This window comes from Actinophytocola xanthii, from assembly GCF_001921205.1.
GTDB classification, from domain to species: Bacteria; Actinomycetota; Actinomycetes; order Mycobacteriales; family Pseudonocardiaceae; genus Actinophytocola; species Actinophytocola xanthii.
Window position 1 is genome coordinate 65355 of the sequence record NZ_MSIE01000019.1, and the last position, 21681, is coordinate 87035.

The window sequence follows — 21681 nt, forward strand, 5'->3', positions numbered from 1 at the left end:
GGCAGGACGACCCATCGACGTTTCGGAGTACTCATGGCGGCACGCCGCCCTCATCGCGTTTCCCCTTCCCCTTCCGACAGCTCGGCGACCGGCGATGTCACCTTCGCGCAGCTGGGTGTCCCGGCGAGGCTGGTCACGGCCCTGACGGCCCAGGGCATCCTCAGTCCGTTCCCCATCCAGGCGGCGACGCTGCCCGACTCCCTGGCCGGCCGTGACGTGCTGGGCCGTGGCCGGACCGGCTCGGGCAAGACCTACGCGTTCGCGCTACCCGTGCTCGCACGGCTCGCCACCAGCACCGCCACGCGGCGTCCCGGCCGGCCCAGGGCGCTGGTTCTCGCGCCCACCCGGGAGCTGGTCGACCAGATCGCGGCGTCGATCGCCCCGCTGGCCGACGCGCTGTCCCTGCGCGCCATGACCGTCTACGGCGGGGTACGTCCCGGCCCGCAGATCGCGGGGCTTCGCGCCGGCGTCGATGTGCTCATCGCCTGCCCCGGTCGGCTCGCCGACCACGTCGCGTCCGGCCACGCCCGGCTCGACGCCGTGGAGATCTCCGTGCTGGACGAGGCCGACCACATGGCCGACCTCGGCTTCCTGCCGGAGGTCACCCGGCTGCTCGGCCAGACACCCCGCGACGGTCAGCGTCTGCTCTTCTCCGCCACCCTCGACGCCGGGGTCGACGTGCTGGTTCGGCGCTTCCTGCGGCAACCGGTGACCCACAGCGTCGACTCGGTCGCCTCACCGGTCGCGACCATGACCCACCACGTGCTGCATGTACCACCGGCGGCCCGGCTCCCGGTACTGGTCGACCTGACCGCCGCCCCCGGGCGCACGCTGGTGTTCACCCGCACGAAGCGGGGTGCCACGAAGCTCACCCGTCAACTCGTCGCCGAGGGAGTTCCCGCCGTCGAACTGCACGGCAACCTCGGCCAGTCGGCCCGCGCGCGCAACCTGCTCGCCTTCGCCGAGGGCAGCGCCGCCACTCTGGTCGCCACCGACATCGCCGCCCGCGGTATCCACGTGGACAACGTCGCGCTGGTGATCCACGCCGACCCGCCGACGGAGCACAAGGCATACCTGCACCGCTCGGGGCGCACCGCACGAGCTGGAGCGTCCGGCACCGTCGTCACCCTGATGACCGACCCGCAGGTCGCCGATGTCCGCGACCTCACCCGCAAGGCCGGCATCACCGCCACCGTCACCCGCCTTCGCCCGGGCCATCCGCTGCTCACCCAACTCGCGCCCGGGGAGCGCAGCTATGTCGCGCCCAGCCCGGCAGCTGCGCCGACCGAGCCCTCGCGCCGGCGCGCGCGACCCCACGGCACCACAGCCCAGCCGAGGAAGACCCCGCGGAAACGACCCACGGCGACCGGCGCCGAGCCGACCGCCACACCGAAGACCGCCGGAATCGCGGCGTTCTCGGCGGGAACGCGCACCGCCCGACGTTCCCGCCGCTGAGCCGCCCCGCGGGCAACCCCGCTAGAAAGCCAGCACGGCCGCGGTGACAACGCGTCGCGCAGGAAACCGGTCGCCATGAGGCCGAACCCTGTCACGCCCGTGGGTCGCGCCGGCCAGCGCACCCGATCATGGCGCCAATCGAACTAAGGGTAGCCTCAGCAAAGAACTGAGGAGGCTCGCGATGACCACTGCCCAGCGTCCGATGATGGCCACGGTGACCGCCACCAGGTCGCTGACCGAGCGCATGGTCCGGATCACGCTGGCAGGCGAGGAGCTGCACTCCTTCGCCCACGTGGGGCCCGACCAGCTGGTGCGGCTGTTCCTGCCCACCGGCCCGGGCGCGCCGCCCCTCCCGGCCACCTCCGACTGGTGGCCCGAGCTGTGCGCCATGCCCGAGGCGACCCGCCCGGTCCTGCGCAACTACACCGTCCGGCGCCACGACCCGGTGCGCCGGGAGCTGGACATCGACTTCGTGCTGCACGGGCACGGCCTCGAGTCCGGACCCGGCTCGACCTGGGCGGCCGGCGCCGCCCCCGGCGACCGGATCGGCGTGCTCAGCGACGGCGCGGACTACGCGCCGCCGGCCGACACGACCTGGCAGTTGCTGGTCGGCGACGAGGCGGCGGTGCCCGCGATCGCCGCCATCCTCGAACAGCTGACCTGCCCGGCCGTGGTGCTGATCGAGGTCGCCGACGCGCTCGACGAGCTGCCGCTGGCCATCCCGCCGGGCACGTCGGTCAGCTGGCTGCACCGCCGCGACGCGGTCCGCGGCGAGCCGGCGGTGGCCGCCGTGCGGGCGCTCGAGCTGCCCGAGGGCGTCCCCTACGTCTGGGTTGCCGGGGAGTCCGCCCTGGCCACCGGCGTGCGGCGGCACCTGGTGAAGGACCGCGGCCTGGCCAAGGAGCGGATCTACTTCTGCGGCTACTGGCGCGCCGGCTGAGCTTCGGGCTACGCTGCCCAACTATATCCACCCCGGATACAGTACTCCTGGTACGAGTTGGAGCCGAACCGCATGACGAGCCCGGAACCACCGACACCGGCGGTGTTCGTGCTGCTGGTCGCCCTGAGCCGGGTACCGCGGCACGGCTACGGGCTGGGGCAGGAGGTCCAGCGGATGACCGACGGCCGCGTGCGGTTGGGCGCGGGCACGCTCTACCGCTCGCTGCAGCGGATGCGGGTCGCCGGCTGGGTCGAGGAGTCCGGCTCCGACACCGACGACGAACGGCGGCGCGTCTACTCGCTGACGCCGGCCGGTCGGTCCGCCGCCCGTGCCGAGACCCGGCGGCTGGCCGACCTGGTGGCGCTGGCCACCGAGGCCGGCCTGCTCGAGGACGCCCCGACCCCGAGAGAGGACGAGCACACCCCATGACGCTGACCGACTTCCCCCCGATCACCGTCCAGCTGATCGTCGCGGACGCCGACGCGGCCGTGCGCTTCTACCGCGAGGCGTTCGGCGCGGACGAGCTGGTGCGCAACCCCGCGGCCGACGGCAAGCGGGTCCTGCACTGCGAGCTGCTGGTGCACGGCACCCGGCTGCTGCTCCACGACGAGTTCCCCGAGCAAGGCCACCTCGCACCGACCTCGCTTGGCGGCACCTCGGTCACGATGCACCTGTACGTGGCCGATGCGGACGCGGTGTTCGAGCGTGCGGTCGAGGCCGGGGCCACCGTCGAGCTCCCCGTCCAGGACGCGTTCTGGGGGGACCGCTACGGCATCCTGCGCGACCCCGCCGGCCACCGGTGGTCGGTCGCGACGCCGCGTGAGGACCCGGCACCCTCCGAGCTCCGCGCCCAGGCGGACGCCTACAACGCCGGTCAAGGGTGATCAGAAACTCGGCGTGACGCTCGTTGCGAACCGCCCACGTCGGGCGGGCCGGACGGTTAGGCTGCGGCGAGCGTCCCGGCCCACCGGCACGGGCCTCGGCACGTCCAACGAGGACGCTTCACCACCCCCGTTCCGTCGGGCGAACCGAGAGATGGACCACCGCTTGTCATGACCGACCTGATCATCGCCGTCGCCCTGTGCGTCGCGTGCGCCATCGCGTACGCGACCGCGGCCCTCATCCAGGCCCGCTACACCCATCTCACGGTCCTGGAGCTGGCCCGCGTCCCGCAGCTGTGGGTGGCGCTCGGGCTCAACGCGCTCGGCGCGGCGCTGCACGTCACGTCGCTGGCCTTCGGTCCGCTCTCGCTCATCCAGCCCCTCGGGGTGCTCACCCTGGTCATCGCGGTCCCCCTGGCCGCCATGACCGCCCAGCGCCAGCTGACCCGCCTGGAGCTCGGCGGGATGGTGAACACGGTGATCGGCCTCGCCGGCCTGGCGCTGATCATCACGACGGCCGGCGACACCGAGACGCTCACCTCCACCGAGCTCACCGCACTGCTCGTGGCCACGACGGCGGTCGTCACGCTGCTCGGCCTGCAGGGACGACGCGCGGGCGCGTCGTCCCTGTGGGAGGCGGTGGCCGGCGGCCTGGCCTACGCCGTCTGCTCGACGCTGTGCCAGACCGTGGTGGTGACCGTCGGTGACGAGGGAGCGGGGGTGCTGCTGCGCCCCGGCACGGTCGTCGCGGTGATCGGCATCGCGGTCTTCGCGGTCGTCGCGACCGTGTTGACCCAGCGCTCGTACCGGCACGGGCTCGGCGCGCCGCTGGCCGTGACCAACCTGGCCAACCCCGCCGCCGCTACCGCGATCGGCGTCGGCCTGCTGGGCGAGCACCTGGCGACGACCCCGGTCGAGATCGTCCTCGCCGTCGTCTGCGCGGTGCTCGCCGCGTTCGGCGTGTCCCAGCTCGCCCGCGCCCGTGACGCGGCGGCCACCGAGCCGGCGCCCCTCCCACCCCGCGAGGACGTCCCGGCCGCCACGTAGAGCGCGCGCCGGCCGCGTCAGGCCTTGCTGCCCATCACCGCACGGCGTACCAGGTCGCCGTACACCTCGGGGTCGTCGCGCTCGACCACCGGGGAGCCGGTGCCCGGCCCGTCCGGCCAGCGCAGCTCGACGCCCGGGTTGTGCACCTCGTAGCCGTCGGCGAAGAACAGGTGAGGGCTGCCCCGCACGGCGTCGCGGTGCTCGCGGTAGTCCCGCATCATCGTCGCGCGGGCGCTGCCGTCGTCGAGCGCGGCGCCGAGGGCCTCGACGTCCACGCTCGGACACGACGAGGCGACGTCCAGGATCTCGTGGCGCAGCGCGATGCAGCGGCTGTCCCGGAACAAGGCCAGCCGCAGCGCCAGGTCCAGCTCCTCGGCCGCCCGCAGCGACTGCCGCTTCGCCGCGTGCACCGCCTCGTTCGCCGGCGCCGCGGTGACCGGCCAGGTCGACGGGTCGCCCTGCCAGCTCGTCCAGCCCAGCTCGGGCTCGAGCGCCTGGACGACGGGCAGCTCGGCGTCCACGACGCGTTTGGCGACCGGGGCACTGTTGACGTCCTCGAGCAGGAACGACCGGTGGTCCAGGTGCACGTCCTCGTCCAGCGCGAACTCGGTCCTCGCCCGCAGCAGGCGGGCGATCGCCACCGTCGCCCACGGGCAGGCGATGTCGCTGTAGACGACGATCGTGCCGTCCCGGACCTCCGGTGCGCCCACGCCGGTCACCCCTCCTGTCCTGGCCGGCGGCTCAGCCGCCGAGCTGGCCCAGCGCCGTGCTCAGGCCGGCGGCGACGCGGTCGAGCTCCGCGTCCGAGTTGGGGACCCGGCCGCCGAGCTGGTCGAGGACCTCGCGGCGCGACGTGAGGTGCAGGGCGCCGCGCAGCTCGTCGTCCTCGCTTCCGGCTGGCACGACGCGGGCCTCGCCGCGGACGTACACCAGCACCGTGTCGTCCTCGGACTCGAGCAGCCGGCGCACGTCGGCCCGGTCGATGGCGGCCACGACTCAGTCCTCCGTGGGCGAGTCGCCGAGCATCTCCCGGTACTCGTCCACCTCCTGGGCGGTGGGGTCCACCCCCGCCTCCTGGGCGAACTTCTCCGGGTCCTGGTCGGACTCCTGGTCGGCACTGAGTGGGAACTGCTCGGGGTACGCCTGGGTCAAGCCCCTCACCTGCTTCGTCCGTTGGTCTCCTGCCGCGAGGTACCCCCGGTGGCGCCGGCCAAACGGGCGCTCACGGACAGCGGACGGTCCTGAGGAACGCGGGCAGCAGCCACGGCCGGCGGCCCCAGGCGAGCACCCTGCCGCTGAGCACGGCCCGTGCCTTGCTGATCCGGTGGAACAGCATCAGGTTGACCGTCGCCGGGTCGAAGCGGATCCGGACGTCGGTCGGGCCGCCCGGTTCCTCGACCGACACCTCTCCCCGGTGCAGGACCAGGGTGACCGGCGTGGTGTGGTCGGAGCGGAACTCCACGGCGATCCGCCGCTCGCGGGGCGGCTCGTCGTTGGCCAGCAGGTCGCCGATGTCGCGCCGCAGGAGCTCGACGAAGAACGCCTCGAAGAACAGCGCGGCGTCGGCCGCCGGGATCTCCCAGTCGGCTCCGGTCGCCCTGGCGATGTCGTGGCCGTGGATCAGCAGCTCGTTCACCAGGTGGGCGAGCATGCCGATGATCGGCAGCTGCGAGCCGCCGAGCCAGGTCACGGTTCTGGTCGGGTCGGTGTCCTCGGTCGCGGCCAGGACGTGGTCGACGTCGGCGCGCAGCCGGGTGACGAGCACGCGGGGGTCCCGCTCGGTGAACACCTCGAGGGCACGCCGGTTGAACTCGGCCACCGTGTCGACGGTGCAGCCGAGCAACGCGTCCTCGACCGCCGCCACCGACGGCCGCGCGTCGGGGCCGACCAGCCCGGTGTTCATCCACGCGAGGGAGGCCACGTGGGCCGCGGTCACGGCCACCGACCAGTCCGGTGTCGCCATCGCCGCGGGATCGCTGCGGACCACGAGCTCGGCGAACCGGTCCGTGGTGTCCGCGATCGCGACCCGGGTCGCCTTCCAACTCTCCTGGGTGACTGGCACACCAGCAGGCTATCCGCGCCGGCGGCCCACCCGGATCTCCTGACGTGCTCGATGGCCGCGCGTCAGGGCCGGGCCGGGCAGACCGGCTGGTACTCCACCCCGGCGAAGTACTGGTTCCAGCTCCGCTCGTCCAGCGGCGGGGAGACCGTGTCGCAGATCCGCCGGGCCGCGTGGTGCTCGTCGACCTCCCACAGGCGGACGGTGCGGTCGCCGCTCGCGGTGAGCAACGTCTGTCCGGTTGGGACGAACGTCAGCGCGTAGACCCGGTCGCCGTGGCCGGTGAGCGTCGCCGCCTCGGTTCGGTCGCCGAGCCGCCAGAGGCGCACGCCACGGTCGGCGCTGGCGCTGGCCAGCGAGCGGCCGTCGGGCGCGTAGGCGACGGCGTGCACGGTGTCGGCGTGACCGGTCAGCCGGGCGGACGCGGTCGCGGTGGCGACGTTCCACAGGCGCACGGTGTGGTCGGCGCCCCCGCTCGCCAGCTCCCGGCCGTCCGGCCGGAACGCGACGGACTTCACCGCGTGGGTGTGGCCCACCAGCGCCGCCGTGGCCCGACGCTCCACCGGATCCCACAGGCGGACCGAGAAGTCGGCCGACCCGCTGGCGAGCACCCGGCCGTCCGGTCCAAACGCGAGCGACTGCACCGAGTCCGTATGTCCTTTCAGGACGCCGCGGAGTACTCCGCGCGCGGCGTCCCACAACCTGATGACGCGGTCGGTACCGCCGGTCGCCAGCAGCCGTCCGTCCGGGCTGACGGCGACCGCGTTCACCGCGTCGGTGTGCCCGGCCAGTGGCGGCAGCCGGCGCGGCCGCCGCGGGTCGCGAACCTCCCAGCGGTGCGCCAGGTGGTCCGCGCCGGCGCCGGTCAGCGTCCGCGCGTCGGGGCTGAACGCCAACGCGTTCACCGCCCCGGCCGGTCCACGCAGGACGGCGAGCGCCTCGCCGGTGGTCCTGTCCCACAACCGCACGGTGCGGTCGTAGCCGGCGGTAGCGACCAGGCGGCCGGACGGGGCGACGGCGACGGCGTAGACCGAGTCGCGATGCCCGGCGAGCATCGAGCCGGGCAGGTCCCACAACCGCACGGTGTGGTCGTCCCCGGCGGTGGCCAGGCCCGTGCCGCCGAGGAAGACCGCGCCCACCGCGGCGGCGGTGTGGCCGCCGAGCACCAGGGGCTCGGCCGGGTCGGCGCGGTCCCACAGCCGCACCGCGTGGTCGGCTCCCCCGCTCACCAGCCGACGCCCGGTGGGGTCGAACGCCACCGCGCGGACCGCGTCGCTGTGCCCCACCAGCACCCGGGCGCCGCCCGGTTCGCCCACCGGCCACAGCCGGACGGTGTGGTCCTCGCCGCCGGTCGCCACCTCGCGGCCGTCGGGGCTGACAGCGACCGCGTGTACGGGTCCGACGTGTCCGAGCAGCCGACGCCCGGGGCCGGCGCCGCGCTCGGTGAGGGGCCAGAGGCTGGTGACCCCGTCCCAGCCGGCGGTGGCCAGCACCTTCCCGGACGGGGCGAAGGCCAGGGCGGTCACCGCGTCGCCGTGCCGGGCCAGGGCGGGCAGCGGCCGGGGCCGGTGGAGGTCGCTGAGGTCCCAGAGGCGAACGGTGCGGTCGGTGCTCGCCGTGGCCAGCAACCGCCCGTCCGGGGCGAAGGCGACGGCGTTGACGCCGTCGGCATGGCCGGGCACGGTCGCGACCAGCGCGCCGGTGGCGGTGTCCCACAGGCGGGCGGTGCGGTCCCAGCTGGCCGTGGCCACCACCGCGCCGTCCGGGCTGAACGCGACGCCGACGACGTTGCCGGTGTGCCCGCTGAGCGTGGCCCGTTCGCGCGGGTGGTGGGGGTCGGCCACGTCGACGAGCCGTGCCGTCCGGTCCCGGCTGGCGGTGGCGAGCAGGCGTTCGGCCGGGGTGAAGGCCACGGCGTTGACGTTGTCCTGGTGGGCGGCGAGGCGCGTGGCGTAGGCGGGGGTGAACGAGCCGAGCATGGCGCCGCGGGCCTCGGCGGTGGGGGCGAGCCGGTAGGCGGCCAAGGCAAGCTGTGCTGCCAGCGCCGGGTCCGAGCCGCGCAGCTCCCGCGCCTCCCCGGCGACCTTCTGCGAGACCACGGTGTTGCGCTGCCGCGTGGACTCCGCCCCGGAGCGCACGGCCACGGCGCCGACCCCGGCGGTGACCACCAGCAGCACCGTGAGCAGCGCGACCAGCTGCCGCAGCCGCCGGCTGCTCCGCCGGGCCGCCGCGAGCTCGGTGGCCTCGGCGGCGAGGCTCGCGGCGAGGAAGTCCGACTCCCGGGCGGTGAGTGGGTGCGGCGGGCGGTCCAGCCACTCACGCACCGGCTGGAGGCGGGCACCCCGCAGCAGCGCGCCGCGGTCGCGGTCCAGTGCGTGCCAGACGGCGGCCGCATCGGACAGGTCGCGGTGGGCGCGCAAGCCGTCCCGGTCCTCCGCGAGCCAGGCACGCAGCCGGGGCCAGCAGCGGATCAGGGCCTCGTGCGAGATCTCCACCCGGTCCCGGTCGAGCGTCACCAGCCGGTGCTCGGTCAGCTCCTCGAGGACGCGTGCGGTGTCCCGGTCCTCGTCCAGCTCGTCGCGCGGGATGCGCCGCTTGGTGTCCTCGGTTCCCTCGCCGAGCGCGGTGAGCCGGGTGAACAGCGACCGCGCGACCTCGCGCTGCGGCTCGCTGAGCCGGTCGAACACCGACTCGGCGGTGCGCGCCAGCGCCCCCTCGAACCCGCCGGCGGCCTGGAAGCCCTTCATTGTCAGGGTGTTCCCGCGTCGGCGTCGCCAGGTCTCCAGCAGCGCGTGGGACAGCAGCGGCAGCGCGCCCGCCTGGCCGTCGGCGCGGGTGACGAGCTCGGTCAGCAGCGCGGTCTCCACCGAGTGGCCGGCACGCACGGCCGGCTGGACCACAGCGGCGCGCAGCTCCTCGCTGGTCATCGGGCCGACCGTGACCTGGCCCTGGTTCATCGCCTCCACCAGGGCGGGGTAGGCCGTGCAGTGCCCGTGGAAGTCCGACCGCACCCCGAACACCACCCGGCAGGCGCTGCCCCAGGTGCTGGCGGCGGTGACCAGCTGGTCGACGAACCGGCGCCGCTCGTCCGGGTCCTGGCAGAGCGTGAAGACCTCCTCGAACTGGTCGACGACCACGACCAGCTCCTGCTCCGGAGCCGCCAGGCGTACGGCGCGGTGCAGAGCGCGCCGGTCGCCGTTGGCCGGCGCGGGAATCTCGGCGCCGAGATAGCGGGTCAGCTGGACCGCGCACTCCTCGAGCGGGTGGGCGCCCGGCGTGAACACCACGGCGTGTGGCACCCGGGGCACCAGGCCCGCGCGCAGCAGCGAGGACTTCCCGGCCCCCGACGCGCCGACGACCACCACGACGCGCTGCCGGGAGACCCGGTCGACGAGCTGGTCGACCACGCGTTCCCGGCCGAAGAACCGCTCGGCGTCCTCGGCCTGGAACGCGGCCAGTCCCACGTAGGGTGAGTCGGCCGCGTCGTCCGGTGTGGACGGTGGGATGGCGGCGACAGCCACCTCGTGCCAGCGCCGTTCCCATTCCTCCTCGTCGCCGCCGCACGCCCGCACGTAGGCCAGCGTCACCGGCAGGCTCGGCAGCCTGCGCCCCCCGGCGGCCTGCGAGAGCGCCGCCTCCGAGTAGTGCGCCCGGGCGCTCAGCTCCCGGTAGGTCAACCGCCCCGCCCGCTCCCGCAGCGATCTCAGATCCCGCGCGAAGCGCAGCAGGGCGCTGTCGCCCACGTCCAGTGGGCGTTCACGTCGTGGCATCCCCCAAACACCCCCGGCGGCCATTCTTCCGGGTTTTGTTGTTCACGCAAACCACTGTCGATGGTGAACAACGGCGGCCTCACACCCCGTCGTAGTAGAAGATGCCGGTGGTGCGGGCGGCCTCGGTGACGCCCATGCCGATCACCGCGTCGGCGCCGGCTGGCAGGGCGCGGATGTGGGATCCCGCATAGCCCTCGGGCGTGAGGAAGCAGTCCCAGACGGCGTGCCAGTCCCGGCTCCGTCCGGTGGCCGGGTCGAGGACCGGCTCGGCGCGCGGAACCACGCGGCGCTGCACGATCGCGCCCTGGTCGACGGCCGCTGTCAGGGCTCGTTTCCAGTCCAGCTCATCGGTCTGCCAGCCCGCGACGATGCCCTGGCCGCCGAAGTCCGCGCCGGGCTTGAGAATCAGCTCCGCGCCGTGGGCCAGGCAGTGCTCGAGCAGGTCGGGCGTCATCGTGCGGGTCCACGGCAGCAGTTCGTCGGCCAGCGCCACCTCGTCCTCGGTCAGCTCCCCCCGCAGCTCCGCGAGCAGCGCCAGCGACCGCTTGTTGTTGTACAGCTCCCCCGCCAGCGAGCTGAACAGCACCACCGCGCCCTCGGCGTCCGCCCGCACCAGCGAGTCCACCACGCGCAGCCCGGCCGGGTCGTCGAGAACGTCGCCGACGCCGAAGTAACGCAGCACCACGTCCACCGGCCGGCCGTGCACCGTCGCCCGCCCGCCCGCGAAGCCGACGTCGCCCAGCTCGGCCAGCAGGACCTCGACACCGAAGCCGGCCAGCATCTCCTGGAACGACGTCGCCAGGTGCAGGTAGGGCGCCATCGCCCCGTTGCCGTCCACGAAGGCCACCAGCGGCGAGCGTCCGCCGCACAGGGGCGCAGCGGCGGCGCGCAGTGCCCGGTCCACCCGGACGCCCGTGTCCACGAAGCCGAGGCCGTGCTCGGCGGCGAACGCGTGGAAGGCCGGCACCTCCAGCAGCGCCGCGGAGATCTGTGCCCGGTCCAGCCCGCCGAGCGCGCTGCCGACGTTCAGCTCCAGCAGCCGCAGGGACTCGCCGTCGTGGTACAGGTCGGCCCGGCCGTACAGCTCGGGCCGGCCGGTGAACGGGGCGAGGTAGCCCGCCCGGCGCGGGTCCATCCCCACCGCGCGGGCGTACCGCTCCCGGTCCCCGCCGAAGAACCGGTCCGGCACCGAGAGCAGCAGGTCGAGCAACGCCACCACCCGGTCGGCCAGGCCGAGTATCTCCGGCCGCGGGATGAAGAACGGACGGGGCAGGAACCGGTCGCGCATGGAGGCGACCAGGGCGGGTGGCAGGCGCGCGCGGCTCATCGACTCGGCGAGCGCGCGGTCACCGGCCGCGCAGCGGCGGTTGTACTCGGCGGTCACCGGGTCGAGCTGCCCGGTCACGACGCACCGGCCGGGAACTGGAAGACCGCGCCCGCGCGGCGGGTCGGCGCGTGCCGGGCGACCTCGTCGTCGATCGGCATCGTCCGCAGGCTGCACCCCGCGTAGCCGTCCGGGACGAGGTAGACCCCCCAGGTCGCGGCGTACTCCTCGACCTCGCCGGTCTCGGGGAGCACCACCTGTTCGGCCCGGCGGACGACGCGGCGCTGGACCAGCGCCCCCTGCTCGACACCGTCGGCGAGCGCGTCGGCCCAGTTCTGGTCGCCGGTGGCCCAGCCGGCGACGATGCCCTGTCCCCGGAAACTGCGCTGGGGCTTGAGAATCAGCGACTCCCGGTGCTCGCGGCAGTACCCGAGCAGGTCGACCGTCTCCCCGCCGGCCTCGGTCTCCCCGGGCGTGAGCAACCGCGTCCAGGGCAGCACCCGGTCGACCAGCTCGGCCTCCTCGGCGGTGAACGCGTCCCGCAGACGGCTGTCGGACATCAGTGCCAGCGCGGCCTTGTTGTGGTAGAGCGAGCTCCGCAACGACGTCCACAGCACGACCCGGCCCGCGTCGTGGGCGCGGAAGACCCGCTCGGCGGCCCGTGCCACGCCCGGCTCGGTGACCATCTCGTTCTCGGTGAAGTGGCGTTGGATCAGGTCGATCCGCCTGCCGTGCAGGAAGAGCCGACCGTCGCGCTCGGTGAGCTCGCCAACCGTGCCCAGCACCACCTCCAGCCCCTGGGCCGCCATCATCTCCACATAGGACTCCGCGACCGCCTCGTAGGGGCCGAACCCGGAGTCGGACTCGACGAAGCCCACGACCGGGTCGGCGCCGCCGGTCAGCTCGCGCGCGGCCTCCCGGTACAACCGCGCGACCTTCTCCCCCGTGTGCACGTGGACCAGCCCGTGCTCCGCGGCGAACTCGGCGAACGCGTCGACCCGCAGCAGCATCCGCCCGATCTCCGAGCGGTCGATGCCGCCCTGGGCACTGCCGATGTTGAACTCCAGCAGCCGCAACGACTCCCCGTCGTGGTAGGCGTCGACCCGGCCGTACCGCTCCGGTCGGCCAGGGTGGCGGGACAGGATCGCCGCGCGCCGGCGTTCCATGCCCAGGGCCGCGCAGTAACCGGCGGTGTCCCCGTCGAACAGGCGCTCGGGCAGCGAGGTCAGCAGGTCGAAGAACACGGCCAGGTCGGCGCTGAACCTGCCGACCGTCTCCTCGGCGAGGAACAGCGGCCGCGGCAGGAGCTGGTCGCCGTTGGCCGCGAGGAAGGCCTGGCCGAACGGCGCCCGGGCGACGGCGTCCAGCAGCCCGCGGTCGCCGGCCAGGCAGCGCCGCAGGTAGGCGTCGGTCACCCGGTCGGTCGTCACGGCGCTGTCAGTCCCAGCGCTGTCGGTGATGGCGGTGTCGGTCATGCCGGCTCGGTCCTCTCCGGCGCTTCCGCGCCCGGGTAGTCGCTGTCGAGTGAGGTCATGGAGCGCAGGGGCGAGAACAGGACGGGCAGCCAGGCCACGGCGAGCCCCACGGCGGCGATCCACATGACCGTGCGCACCCCGAGGAAGGTGGCGATCACGCCGGCGAGGAGGGCGGCGACCGCCTCCATGCCGTTCATCACGAACCGCATGGTCGCGTTCATCCTGCTCAGCAGGCGGTCGGGGGTGACCCGCTGGCGGAAGCTGACCAGCACGACGTTGTTGTGCCCGACCCGGAAGATGATCACCGTCCAGGCCGCCGAGGCCACCCACTGCCAGCCGCCGACGTCCATCATCGGCACCAGGAAGCCGAACGGGATCCCGACGATGCCCAGGATCCACAGCGACTGCCCGGCTCCCAGCCGCCGGCACACCCAGGTCGCGGTGGACACCCCCAGGAGCACACCGAGACCTCCGAAGGTGAAGAACACCCCGACCGCGCCGCCGCCGAGCCCGAGCTCGCGGACCAGCACCAGCGGTGCGGCGACGATGGCGAAGGTGAGGAACAGGTTGGTCAGCGCCCCGGCGACGACGATCGGCCGCAGCAGCGGGTGGTGCCAGACGAACCGCGTCCCCTCGCCGATCTCGGTGAGCAGCCGCGGGTGCTCCCGCCGTTCCGGCTCCGGCTCGCGCTGGCGCACCCCGGAGATGAACAGCGCGGACCAGAGGAAGCTGACCGCGTCGATCAGGATCGCGATCGGCGCGGCGAAGAACTGCACCACGTACCCGGCCACGCTGGGCCCGGCCAGCGAGCTGACCGCCTCCACGCTGCCCAGCCGGGAGTTGGCCGGCAGCAGCTGGTCGCGGCCGACCACCGCGGGCAGGTAGCTGCGCGCGGCGACGTCGAAGAACACGTTCCCGACGCCGGTCAGCAGCGACACGACGTAGAGCTGCTCGATCGTCAGCACGCCCAGTGCCCAGGCGGCCGGCACCGACCCGAGCAGCAGCGCCCTGCCCAGGTCCGAGGTGACCATCACCCAGCGCTTCCTGGTGCGGTCCAGCAGCGCGCCCGCGGGCAGCCCGACGGTCAGGAACGCGACGAACCGCAGCATCCACAGCGCCCCGACCTCGGCCGGGCTCGCCTCGAGCACGATCACCGCGACCAGCGGGAGGGCCACGAAGGTGATCTCCGAACCCATCGTGCTGGCGGTGGCTGCGGTGAACAGCCGGCGGAACCCCTGGTTGCGCCAGAGCGACCCGGGTGCCTCGTCGGTGCGGTCGGCGGTGGCGGTCATGCGGTCCGCCACCGCACGGTGTCCAGCACCCGTTCGCACCGCTGCACCGCCTGGGCGGCGTCGGCTCCGGAGGCGACGACCAGGCCCATCCGAATGTCCCAGCCGGTGCGCACCGGCACCGCGGTGTCGCCGACGTGCATCGGGAACACCACGCCAACCTCGGCCTCGGCCAGCTCCTCGAACAGCCCGGGGAACCCGAACACGGGGCTCCCCGGCGCCACCCGGCGCACTGCGACGCCCTCGGCGGCCAGCTCGTCGAGCCCCTCGATCGCGGTGACCCTGCCCGGGGTCGGGGTGAACACCCGCAGGGCGGCCCCGCCCCGCGGGGCGGGAGGACCGGCCGGCAGGTCGACGAGGCCGAGCGGGGCGCCGAGGAACAGCAGGTTCGCGTCGACGCCGTAGGCTCGGCGGACCACCTCGGGGATGCCCAGCCCGGCCATCCGGTTGTGGGTCTCCATCAGCCGGGGCCCGTCGCGGGTGACGACGAACTCGGTGTGCGAGGGGCCGTCGGTCACCCCGATCGCGTCGAGCAGCCGGACGGTCAGCTCGCGCATGGTGGCCTCGTGCGGGCCGACCACCCTCGGCGGCGCGGTGATGCCGATCTCCACCAAGTGGTCGTTGATGGTCTCGTCGGTCAGGCCGAGCGTGGCGTGCTGACCGTCCACGGAGAACGCCTCGACCGTCGCGAGTGGACCGTCGAGGTACTCCTCGGCGACCGCCTCGCGGTAGCCGGCGGCGTCCATCGCCTTCCAGGCGAGCTCGGCCTCCAGCGTCCCGGTGACGATGTGGACGTCGGCGCTGCCGGAGCCGTCCACCGGCTTGAGGACGGCGCGGCCGACCGACTCCACGAACCCGGCGGCCTCCCGGCGGTCGCGGACCAGCCGGTGCGCGACGCGGTCGATGCCGTGCCGCGCCAGCGTCTCCCGTACGGCCGCCTTGTTCTTGATCGTGCGGGCCGCCGCGGCCGGTGTGTGTGGCACGCCGAGCGCCTCGGCCACCTCGGCGGCCGGGACCGTGCCCAGGTCGGTCGTGCACAGCACGCGGTCCAACGGCCGGGCCCGGTGCAGCGGCGCCAGCACCTCGAGCACGGCCGCGGGGTCGGTGACCGGGGCGTGCACGATCCGCTCGCAGTGCTCGGCGAAGTCGGGCTCGTACCGGCCGGGCTCGTGCACCAGGACGACGTCGACGTCGAGCGCGCGGGCGTACTTGACGGCGTGCAGGCGCCCGCCGATCACGGCTACCCGTGGCATGTGGGTACTCCCCTTCTCAGGTGGGTTCGGTCTCCAGCCGGACCAGGGCGGTCAGCTCGCGGAACGTGCTGTCGAGCGCGTCGAGCGCCGGCGCGACGAACATCAGGTGGCCGTGGCCCTGGAAGGTCTGCGGGGGCACGGCGAGCGGCTCGCCCGGCTCGCGGTAGATGTCGAGCTCGACGACCCGCGGGTCGGCGCGGGCCTCCTCGACGCCCCGGGCGGCGACGAACCGGCCCGCCCGCTCGGGGAAGATGTTCCAGAACCCGACGGCCGCGGGCCGCTCCCTCGGCTCGATCCCGGGCGCTCGGCCGGTCGCGACGTCGAGCGCGCCCTCGACCAGGTCGACGCCGGTGGACAGCAGGACCGATCGGTAGATGGGTCCGCCGCCGAGCCGGGCCGCGGCCTCCAGCAGGACCGGCTCTGTCCCGTTCCGCAGGCGGAACTCGACGTGGGTACCGCCGACGTCGATGCCCAGCGCGGCGTGCACGTCCGCCGCCGCGGCGGCCGCGGTCGCCGCCACCTCGGCCGGCAGCCGCGTCGGCGTGCAGGCGTAGACCTCCTCGAACGTCGGTCCGGTCGGCAGCGGTTTGTCGTGGATGGCGACCGAGTGGGTGACCCCGCCGACCACGAGCGACTCGACGCTGATCTCCGGGCCGGGCACGAACTCCTCGAGCAGCAGCCCGCCGCCGTACTCGGCGACCGCGGCGCGGTGCAACGGGTCCCGGGAGAAGCCGGCCCAGGCGCCGTGGCGGAAGAACTCGAAGTGCGCGGCGAGCTCGTCGCGGTCGGCGACGCTGCGGACGAACATGCTCCCGGTGCCGAGCACCGGCTTGAGCACCAGCGGGAACCCGACGCCCTCGGCCACGTCGAACGCCTCGTCGAGGTCGCGGGCGAGCCCGAACCGGGGCTGGCGCACGTCGTGGGCCTGTGCCGCCAGGCGCATCCGGTACTTGTCCCTGGCCAGCTGGGCGGTGCGCTCACTCACCCAGGGCAGGCCGAGCTCGGCGGCCACCCGCGCCACGGCCGGCACGAGCGCCTCGGCGAACGTGACGACGCCGGACACCGGGGCGGTCTCCGCCTTGACCGCGGCCAGCACGTCCTCGGCGTTCGCGGTGTCCACCGGCACTACCCGGTCGGCCAGCTCGGCCTCCCACGTGGCGCCGGCCATCAGCAGCACCAGCTCCTCGCCGTGGTCGGCGGCATAGCGGGCGGCACGCGCCAGATGCCGCCGCCGGCTCGGGTTGCCCTTGTGTACGACCAGAATGCTCATGAGTCCTCCAGGGTCAGCGCGGCGCCGACGGCGGCGATGCCGGTACACAGGTCGTCCTCGGTGATGACCAGGGGTGGGAACAGGTGCACGCGGTTCGCGGCGACGAAGGGCCAGACGCCTCGGGCGCGGCAGGCGGACAGCACCTCGGCCATCCGGGGGTGCACCCGCCCGGGTGCCGCGTACGGGGCGAGCGGCGCGCGGGTCGCCCGGTCGGCCACCAGCTCGAGCGCCCACGCCAGCCCTCTGCCCCGAACCTCGCCCACCACCGGCAGGTGCCCGGCCAGCTCGGTGAGCAGCGGCCGCACCACGCGCTCCCCGAGGTCCGCGGCGCGGTCCACCAGGCCGTCCTCCTCGAGCACGGTCAGCGAGGCGACGATCGAGGCGCAGGCCAGCGGATGGCCGGAGTAGGTCAGGCCGCCCGGGTAGGGCCGCTCGGCGAAGTGCTCGGCCACCCGCTCCCCCACCACAACGCCGCCGACCGGCACGTAGCCGGAGTTGACGCCCTTGGCGAAGGTCAGCAGGTCCGGCCGAACGCCCCACAGGTCGCAGGCGAACCAGGCGCCGCAGCGGCCGAAGCCGGTCATCACCTCGTCGGCGACCAGCAGGATGCCGTGTTCGTCGCAGAGGGCGCGGACCCCGGCGAGGTAGCCCTCCGGCGGCACCAGCACGCCGTTGCTCCCCACCACCGGCTCGACGATCACCGCCGCGACCGTGTGCGGGCCCTCCAGCTCGAGCAGCCGGCGCAGGTGCGCCAGCGCGCGCTCACCCTCCTGCTCCTCGCTGGTGGCGTGGAACTCCGACCGGTACAGGTACGGCCCGAAGAACCGCACCGTCCCGGCGCCGGCGCCGGGCACCGCCCAGCGCCGCGGGTCGCCGGTGACACCGATGGCCCCCTCGGTCGCGCCGTGGTAGGACCGGTGCGCGGCCAGGACCTTGGGCCGCCCGGTGACGCAACGCGCCATCCGCAGGGCGTGTTCGACGGCGTCGGCGCCACCCGTGGTGAACAGCACCGACCTGGCCCCGGGCGGGGCGAGCTCCAGAATCATGCGGGCCGCCCGCTCGCGCACCTCCGCGCCGAACGACGGGGCGAGCGTGCACATGCGGCCGGCCTGGTGCGTGACCGCGGCGACCACGGCCGGGTGCTGGTGGCCGAGGTGCAGGTTGCCCAGCTGGGCGTGCAGGTCCAGGAAGCGCTCGCCCTCCCGGGTCCAGAACCAGGCACCCGCACCGCCGGCCACCACCACCGGAGCGGCCTTGGCCTGCGCCACCCAGGGGTGGAAGACCGGATCAGACGCCATGACGGTCCCAGTGCACGCCGAAGACGGTCTCCTCGTCCGGCCGCCGCTCGGGGATGGGGTGGGAGACCGTGGTGCGGTTCATGAAGTGCCGCCAGGTCACGTTCTCCGACTGGGCGCAGCCGCCCCAGCTGCCGCTCGCCACGATCGAGGTGAACGGCAGGCCGTTGTCGAAGCTGCCGCTGTTCCCCGAGCCGGTGGACTGGTTCACCATCACCCTGGCCACCCCGACCCGTTCGGCGAGCGCGGCCACCCGGTCCGCGCGGGTGGTGTGGATGCCGCAGCTGTGCCCGCTGCCGCAGGCCCGGGTGATCGCGTCCACCGCGGCCACGGCCTGGTCGAAGTCCTGGTAGGTCACCAGGGTGAACACCGGTGAGAGCTTCTCGCCCAGCAGCGGGTCGGCCGGGTCCACCTGGTCGAGCACGGCGACCAGCGACGTGGTCTTGTCCGGGTCGGCCGGCTCGATGCCGGCGCGCTCGGCCAGGGCGGCGGCGGGGCGGCCGATCGCCGAACGGTCCAGCCGGGTCCCGTCGGGCCAGAGCACGCGCCGCAGTCGTGCGGTCTCGTCCGGGTCGCACAGGTGCACGCCGCGCTCGCGCAGCTCGGCGCGGAACTCCGCGGCGACCGCCGCCGCGACGAGCACGTTGCTCTCCGAGGAGCAGGAGGTCCCGTTGTTGAACGTCGACCCGGTGACGATCCGCTCGGCGGCGGCGGCCAGGTCGGCCGTCTCGTCCACCACGACCGTGGGGTTGCCGACGCCGGCCCCGATGGCGGGTGTGCCGCTGGCGTAGGCGCGGCGCACGGTCGCCGCCCCGCCGGAGACCACGACGAGGTCGGCGGCGCTCATCAGCGCCTCGGCCAGGGGGCGGCCGCTCGGCCCGACGCGCTGCACCAGGTCCGGCGGGGCCCCCACCTCCACCAGCGCGGCCCGGATGAGGGCGACGGCGTGGGCGACGGCGTCCTGCGCGGCGGGGTTGGGACAGCACACGACCGCGTTGCGGGTCTTGAGCAGCTGCAGCGTCGTGCACACCACGGCCGAGCAGGGCGCGGTCGCCGGGCTGACCAGCGCCACCACCCCGACCGGTTTGGCCAGGACGCGCAGGCCGAGCGCCGGGTCGGCCTCGAGCACGCCGACGGTCCGCGCGCCGTGCATGTCCCGCAGCGTGCCGAGCACCCGCCTGCGGTGCAGGGCGAACAGGTCCTCCGGGTCGCCCAGCCCGGTGCCGCGATGCGCTGTCGCGGACATCGCACGCACGTTGTCCGCCCGGTAGCACCACCAGCCGACCGCGGCGACGACGTCGTCGACCCGGTGCTGCGGCCAGGTGGCGGCCTGCTCCTGGGCAGCCCGGGCACGGACGAGGGCCGCGTCGACCACATGGTCGGTCCCTGGATTGTCCACGTGATCTCCTCCGTCGGACGCGCGTCCTTGTTCCGCATTCCTCGCGGCAGTGGTCGGGTCGCGTTCCCCTCGCGCAGCGGACAGTTTGCCGCACTGTCGCGCATTCTGCGCTGAAAAATTCTTCCCAGTACAGTTAAGCGTTGCTCCAATGACCGGACCGGCCTAATCACTACTCAATTCGAGGGTTCGATGTATCTGGGGAAGGGGAGCTTCCTCGCCGCCTTACCGCTGGTAAGAGCGTTGACAGGGGTCGAAGTGACCTGTTAGAACACTTGCCGCAAAGAATCGATGGGCGTGGCTCGTTTTCCGTCGGGGGAAACCGATCCCTATTGCCCGGGGAACTTACTTCCGACCTGACAAGGAAAACCCGTGAGAAAGCTTTCCATCGCCGGCCGGTTCATCGACGACTCCACCGACGCGTACGTGATCGCCGAGATCGGGCACAACCACGAGGGAGATCTCGGCAAGGCCGAGGAGCTCGTCCGCGCGGCGGCCGCGGCCGGTGCGAGCGCGGCCAAGCTCCAGAAGCGTGACAACCGCTCGCTCTACACCCGGGCCATGTACGACGAGCCCTACACCGGGCGCAACAGCTACGGTCCGACCTACGGCGCGCACCGCGAGGCGCTCGAGTTCGGCGCCGCCGAGTACCGGCACCTCGCCGCGGTCGCCGCCGACGCCGGCATCCACTTCATCTCCACCGCCTTCGACTTCCCCAGCGTGGACTTCCTGGTGGAGCTGGGGGTCCCAGCGATCAAGATGGCCTCCGGCGACCTGACCAACGTCCCGCTGCTCACCTACGCGGCCAAAGCCGGCATCCCGCTGGTCATCAGCACCGGTGCCGCCGACATGGCCGACGTGCGCCGCGCGGTGGACGCGATCCTGCCGATCAACCCGCAGCTGGCCGTGTTGCAGTGCACGGCGATCTACCCCGCGGCGCCGGTCGACCTCAACCTGTCGGTCATCCGGACCTACCGCAGGGAGCTGCCGGAGGTCGTGGTCGGCTTCTCCGGGCACGACCTCGACCTGAGCCCCAGCTACCTCGCCTACGCGCTCGGGGCCAGGGTGATCGAGAAGCACGTCACGCTGGACCGCGGCCGCCCCGGCAGCGACCACCACTTCTCGCTCGAGCCGGCACAGCTCGGCGAGCTGGTCTCGGGGCTGCGCCGCACCCGGGAGGCACTCGGCTCGCCGGTCAAGGCGCGGGACCCCCGGGAGCTGCCGGCGCTGCGCAAGATGGGCAAGAAGCTCGTCGCCGCGCGGCCGCTGCCCGAGGGGCACGTGCTCGGCGAGGTCGACATCCTGATCAAGTCTCCGGGCGACGGCACCCCGCCGTACCTGCTCGACCAGGTCATCGGTCGGCCCCTCGGCGCTCCGCTCGCCGCGGAGGCCGACATCACCCTCGACGTCCTGGCATGACCGCGGCCGCGCCGGACGCGGACCTGTCCGACCGGCTCGCGGTGGTCACCGGCGTGTGCGGGCGCCTCGGTCCGGTGTGGACCGACGCGCTGCTCGCCGCGGGCGCCGCCGTCGTCGGTCTGGACCGGGCCGGGGCGCCGGACGCCCGGCTGCGCGAGGTGCTGGAGGTGCACGGAGACAAGGCGTTCCGCTTCCACACCGCGGACGTCACCGACCGGGCCGGGCTGGAGCGGGTGCTCGGCGCGTGCTCCCGCCCACCGGACGTGCTGGTGAACAACGCCGGTGTCGACTCGCCGCCCTCGGCCGCCGCCCGGGGCTGGGAGTTCCGCGACGTGCCCGTGGAGCTGTCCGGCACGGTGCTGGACGTCAACGCGCTGGGCACGCTGCTGGCCTGCCAGGTGTTCGGCTCGGCCATGGCCGCCCGCGGCGGCGGGTCGATCGTGAACATCGGCTCGCTCTACGCGGGCCTCGCACCCGACCAGCGGCTCTACGCCCACCTCCCGCTCGACCCGCCGTTCCTGAAGCCGCCCGCCTACGGGATGTCCAAGGCCGCCGTCGGAGCGCTCACCCGCTACCTCGCCGCGCTCTGGGGCGGGGCGGGCGTGCGGGTGAACACGCTCTCGCCGGGCGGGGTGCTCGGCGACCAGGACGCGGAGTTCGTCGCGAAGTTCAGCGACCGGGTGCCGCTGCGGCGGATGGCGGTCGCCGCGGACCTGCGCGGCCCGCTGCTGTTCCTGGCCTCGCCGCAGAGCGGCTACGTGACCGGAACCGAACTGCTCGTCGACGGCGGCTACGGCTGCTGGTGACC

19 protein-coding genes are annotated in these 21681 nt (G+C 73.9%); 7 read left to right on the plus strand and 12 right to left on the minus strand.

The features are described from left to right. Positions 1–33 precede the first annotated feature (33 nt). The 5 genes from BU204_RS12585 (at position 34) to BU204_RS12605 (ending at position 4323) form a co-directional block, all read left to right on the plus strand. A complete protein-coding gene (locus BU204_RS12585; RefSeq protein WP_075125820.1) occupies positions 34–1455 on the plus strand; it encodes a DEAD/DEAH box helicase in 1422 nt (473 codons plus the stop codon). A 181-nt stretch (positions 1456–1636) separates the two neighbouring features. Beyond that, entirely contained in the window at positions 1637–2395 is a 759-nt protein-coding gene (locus tag BU204_RS12590; RefSeq protein WP_075125821.1) for a siderophore-interacting protein, read from the plus strand. Between the two features lie 72 nt (positions 2396–2467). Beyond that, complete coding sequence (locus BU204_RS12595) at positions 2468–2824, plus strand: PadR family transcriptional regulator (protein WP_075125822.1); 357 nt, start codon at positions 2468–2470, stop codon at positions 2822–2824. Continuing rightward, positions 2821–3279, plus strand: a complete 459-nt coding sequence (locus tag BU204_RS12600) for a VOC family protein (RefSeq protein WP_075125823.1) — start codon at positions 2821–2823, stop codon at positions 3277–3279. The genes BU204_RS12595 and BU204_RS12600 overlap by 4 nt, the downstream gene beginning before the upstream one ends. A gap of 168 nt (positions 3280–3447) precedes the next feature. Next, positions 3448–4323, plus strand: a complete 876-nt coding sequence (locus BU204_RS12605; RefSeq protein WP_075125824.1) for a DMT family protein — start codon at positions 3448–3450, stop codon at positions 4321–4323. Between the two features lie 17 nt (positions 4324–4340). Here BU204_RS12605 and BU204_RS12610 read toward each other — a convergent pair whose 3' ends face one another. The 12 genes from BU204_RS12610 to BU204_RS12655 form a co-directional block, all read right to left on the minus strand. Then, positions 4341–5033, minus strand: coding sequence for a DsbA family oxidoreductase (locus BU204_RS12610; protein WP_083661267.1), 693 nt, complete (start codon positions 5031–5033; stop codon positions 4341–4343). A 31-nt stretch (positions 5034–5064) separates the two neighbouring features. Next, positions 5065–5316, minus strand: a complete 252-nt coding sequence (locus BU204_RS12615) for a hypothetical protein (RefSeq protein ID WP_075125826.1) — start codon at positions 5314–5316, stop codon at positions 5065–5067. A 3-nt stretch (positions 5317–5319) separates the two neighbouring features. Beyond that, entirely contained in the window at positions 5320–5475 is a 156-nt protein-coding gene (locus BU204_RS40730; protein ID WP_198942853.1) for a hypothetical protein, read from the minus strand. 70 nt (positions 5476–5545) lie between these two features. Further along, positions 5546–6385 carry a maleylpyruvate isomerase N-terminal domain-containing protein gene (locus tag BU204_RS12620; RefSeq protein WP_075125827.1) on the minus strand — a complete coding sequence of 280 codons (840 nt, stop codon included), beginning with the start codon at positions 6383–6385 and terminating at the stop codon, positions 5546–5548. A gap of 62 nt (positions 6386–6447) precedes the next feature. Further along, a complete protein-coding gene (locus BU204_RS12625; RefSeq protein WP_233160128.1) occupies positions 6448–10152 on the minus strand; it encodes an nSTAND1 domain-containing NTPase in 3705 nt (1234 codons plus the stop codon). 79 nt (positions 10153–10231) lie between these two features. Beyond that, a complete protein-coding gene (locus BU204_RS12630) occupies positions 10232–11557 on the minus strand; it encodes a hypothetical protein (RefSeq protein ID WP_083661257.1) in 1326 nt (441 codons plus the stop codon). Then, complete coding sequence (locus tag BU204_RS38265) at positions 11554–12951, minus strand: hypothetical protein (protein ID WP_083661258.1); 1398 nt, start codon at positions 12949–12951, stop codon at positions 11554–11556. The genes BU204_RS12630 and BU204_RS38265 overlap by 4 nt, the downstream gene beginning before the upstream one ends. Further along, positions 12948–14243: an MFS transporter gene (locus BU204_RS12635; RefSeq protein WP_075125875.1), complete on the minus strand. Its 1296-nt coding sequence runs from the start codon at positions 14241–14243 to the stop codon at positions 12948–12950. Before BU204_RS12635 ends, BU204_RS38265 begins: the two co-directional genes overlap by 4 nt. Beyond that, on the minus strand, positions 14240–15493 hold the full coding sequence (locus BU204_RS12640) for an ATP-grasp domain-containing protein (RefSeq protein ID WP_075125828.1): 1254 nt from the start codon (positions 15491–15493) through the stop codon (positions 14240–14242). The genes BU204_RS12635 and BU204_RS12640 overlap by 4 nt, the downstream gene beginning before the upstream one ends. 16 nt (positions 15494–15509) lie before the next feature. Next, the gene (locus BU204_RS12645) at positions 15510–16763 is read right to left on the minus strand and encodes an ATP-grasp domain-containing protein (RefSeq protein ID WP_075125829.1); all 1254 of its coding nucleotides are present in this window, start codon (positions 16761–16763) and stop codon (positions 15510–15512) included. Beyond that, positions 16760–18061 carry an aminotransferase class III-fold pyridoxal phosphate-dependent enzyme gene (locus BU204_RS12650; protein ID WP_075125830.1) on the minus strand — a complete coding sequence of 434 codons (1302 nt, stop codon included), beginning with the start codon at positions 18059–18061 and terminating at the stop codon, positions 16760–16762. Before BU204_RS12650 ends, BU204_RS12645 begins: the two co-directional genes overlap by 4 nt. Further along, positions 18051–19457, minus strand: a complete 1407-nt coding sequence (locus BU204_RS12655) for an aldehyde dehydrogenase family protein (RefSeq protein ID WP_075125831.1) — start codon at positions 19455–19457, stop codon at positions 18051–18053. Before BU204_RS12655 ends, BU204_RS12650 begins: the two co-directional genes overlap by 11 nt. 369 nt (positions 19458–19826) lie before the next feature. On the opposite strand from BU204_RS12655, the gene BU204_RS12660 reads away from it, so the two are divergent. Together BU204_RS12660 and BU204_RS12665 are read left to right on the plus strand one after the other, a co-directional pair. Beyond that, positions 19827–20873 (plus strand): N-acetylneuraminate synthase family protein, encoded by a 1047-nt coding sequence (locus BU204_RS12660; protein WP_075125832.1) that lies wholly within the window; start codon positions 19827–19829, stop codon positions 20871–20873. Further along, positions 20870–21679, plus strand: coding sequence for an SDR family oxidoreductase (locus BU204_RS12665; protein ID WP_075125833.1), 810 nt, complete (start codon positions 20870–20872; stop codon positions 21677–21679). The genes BU204_RS12660 and BU204_RS12665 overlap by 4 nt, the downstream gene beginning before the upstream one ends. Positions 21680–21681 lie beyond the last annotated feature (2 nt).

Excerpts from the sequence above, each read along its gene's own strand:
- BU204_RS12585 (WP_075125820.1), top strand. The coding sequence starts at position 34 with ATGGCGGCACGCCGCCCTCATCGCGTTTCCCCTTCCCCTTCCGACAGC.
- BU204_RS12590 (WP_075125821.1), top strand. The coding sequence starts at position 1,637 with ATGACCACTGCCCAGCGTCCGATGATGGCCACGGTGACCGCCACCAGG.
- BU204_RS12595 (WP_075125822.1), top strand. The coding sequence starts at position 2,468 with ATGACGAGCCCGGAACCACCGACACCGGCGGTGTTCGTGCTGCTGGTC.
- BU204_RS12600 (WP_075125823.1), top strand. The coding sequence starts at position 2,821 with ATGACGCTGACCGACTTCCCCCCGATCACCGTCCAGCTGATCGTCGCG.
- BU204_RS12605 (WP_075125824.1), top strand. The coding sequence starts at position 3,448 with ATGACCGACCTGATCATCGCCGTCGCCCTGTGCGTCGCGTGCGCCATC.
- BU204_RS12625 (WP_233160128.1), bottom strand. The coding sequence starts at position 10,152 with ATGCCACGACGTGAACGCCCACTGGACGTGGGCGACAGCGCCCTGCTG.
- BU204_RS38265 (WP_083661258.1), bottom strand. The coding sequence starts at position 12,951 with ATGACCGACACCGCCATCACCGACAGCGCTGGGACTGACAGCGCCGTG.
- BU204_RS12635 (WP_075125875.1), bottom strand. The coding sequence starts at position 14,243 with ATGACCGCCACCGCCGACCGCACCGACGAGGCACCCGGGTCGCTCTGG.
- BU204_RS12640 (WP_075125828.1), bottom strand. The coding sequence starts at position 15,493 with ATGCCACGGGTAGCCGTGATCGGCGGGCGCCTGCACGCCGTCAAGTAC.
- BU204_RS12645 (WP_075125829.1), bottom strand. The coding sequence starts at position 16,763 with ATGAGCATTCTGGTCGTACACAAGGGCAACCCGAGCCGGCGGCGGCAT.
- BU204_RS12650 (WP_075125830.1), bottom strand. The coding sequence starts at position 18,061 with ATGGCGTCTGATCCGGTCTTCCACCCCTGGGTGGCGCAGGCCAAGGCC.
- BU204_RS12665 (WP_075125833.1), top strand. The coding sequence starts at position 20,870 with ATGACCGCGGCCGCGCCGGACGCGGACCTGTCCGACCGGCTCGCGGTG.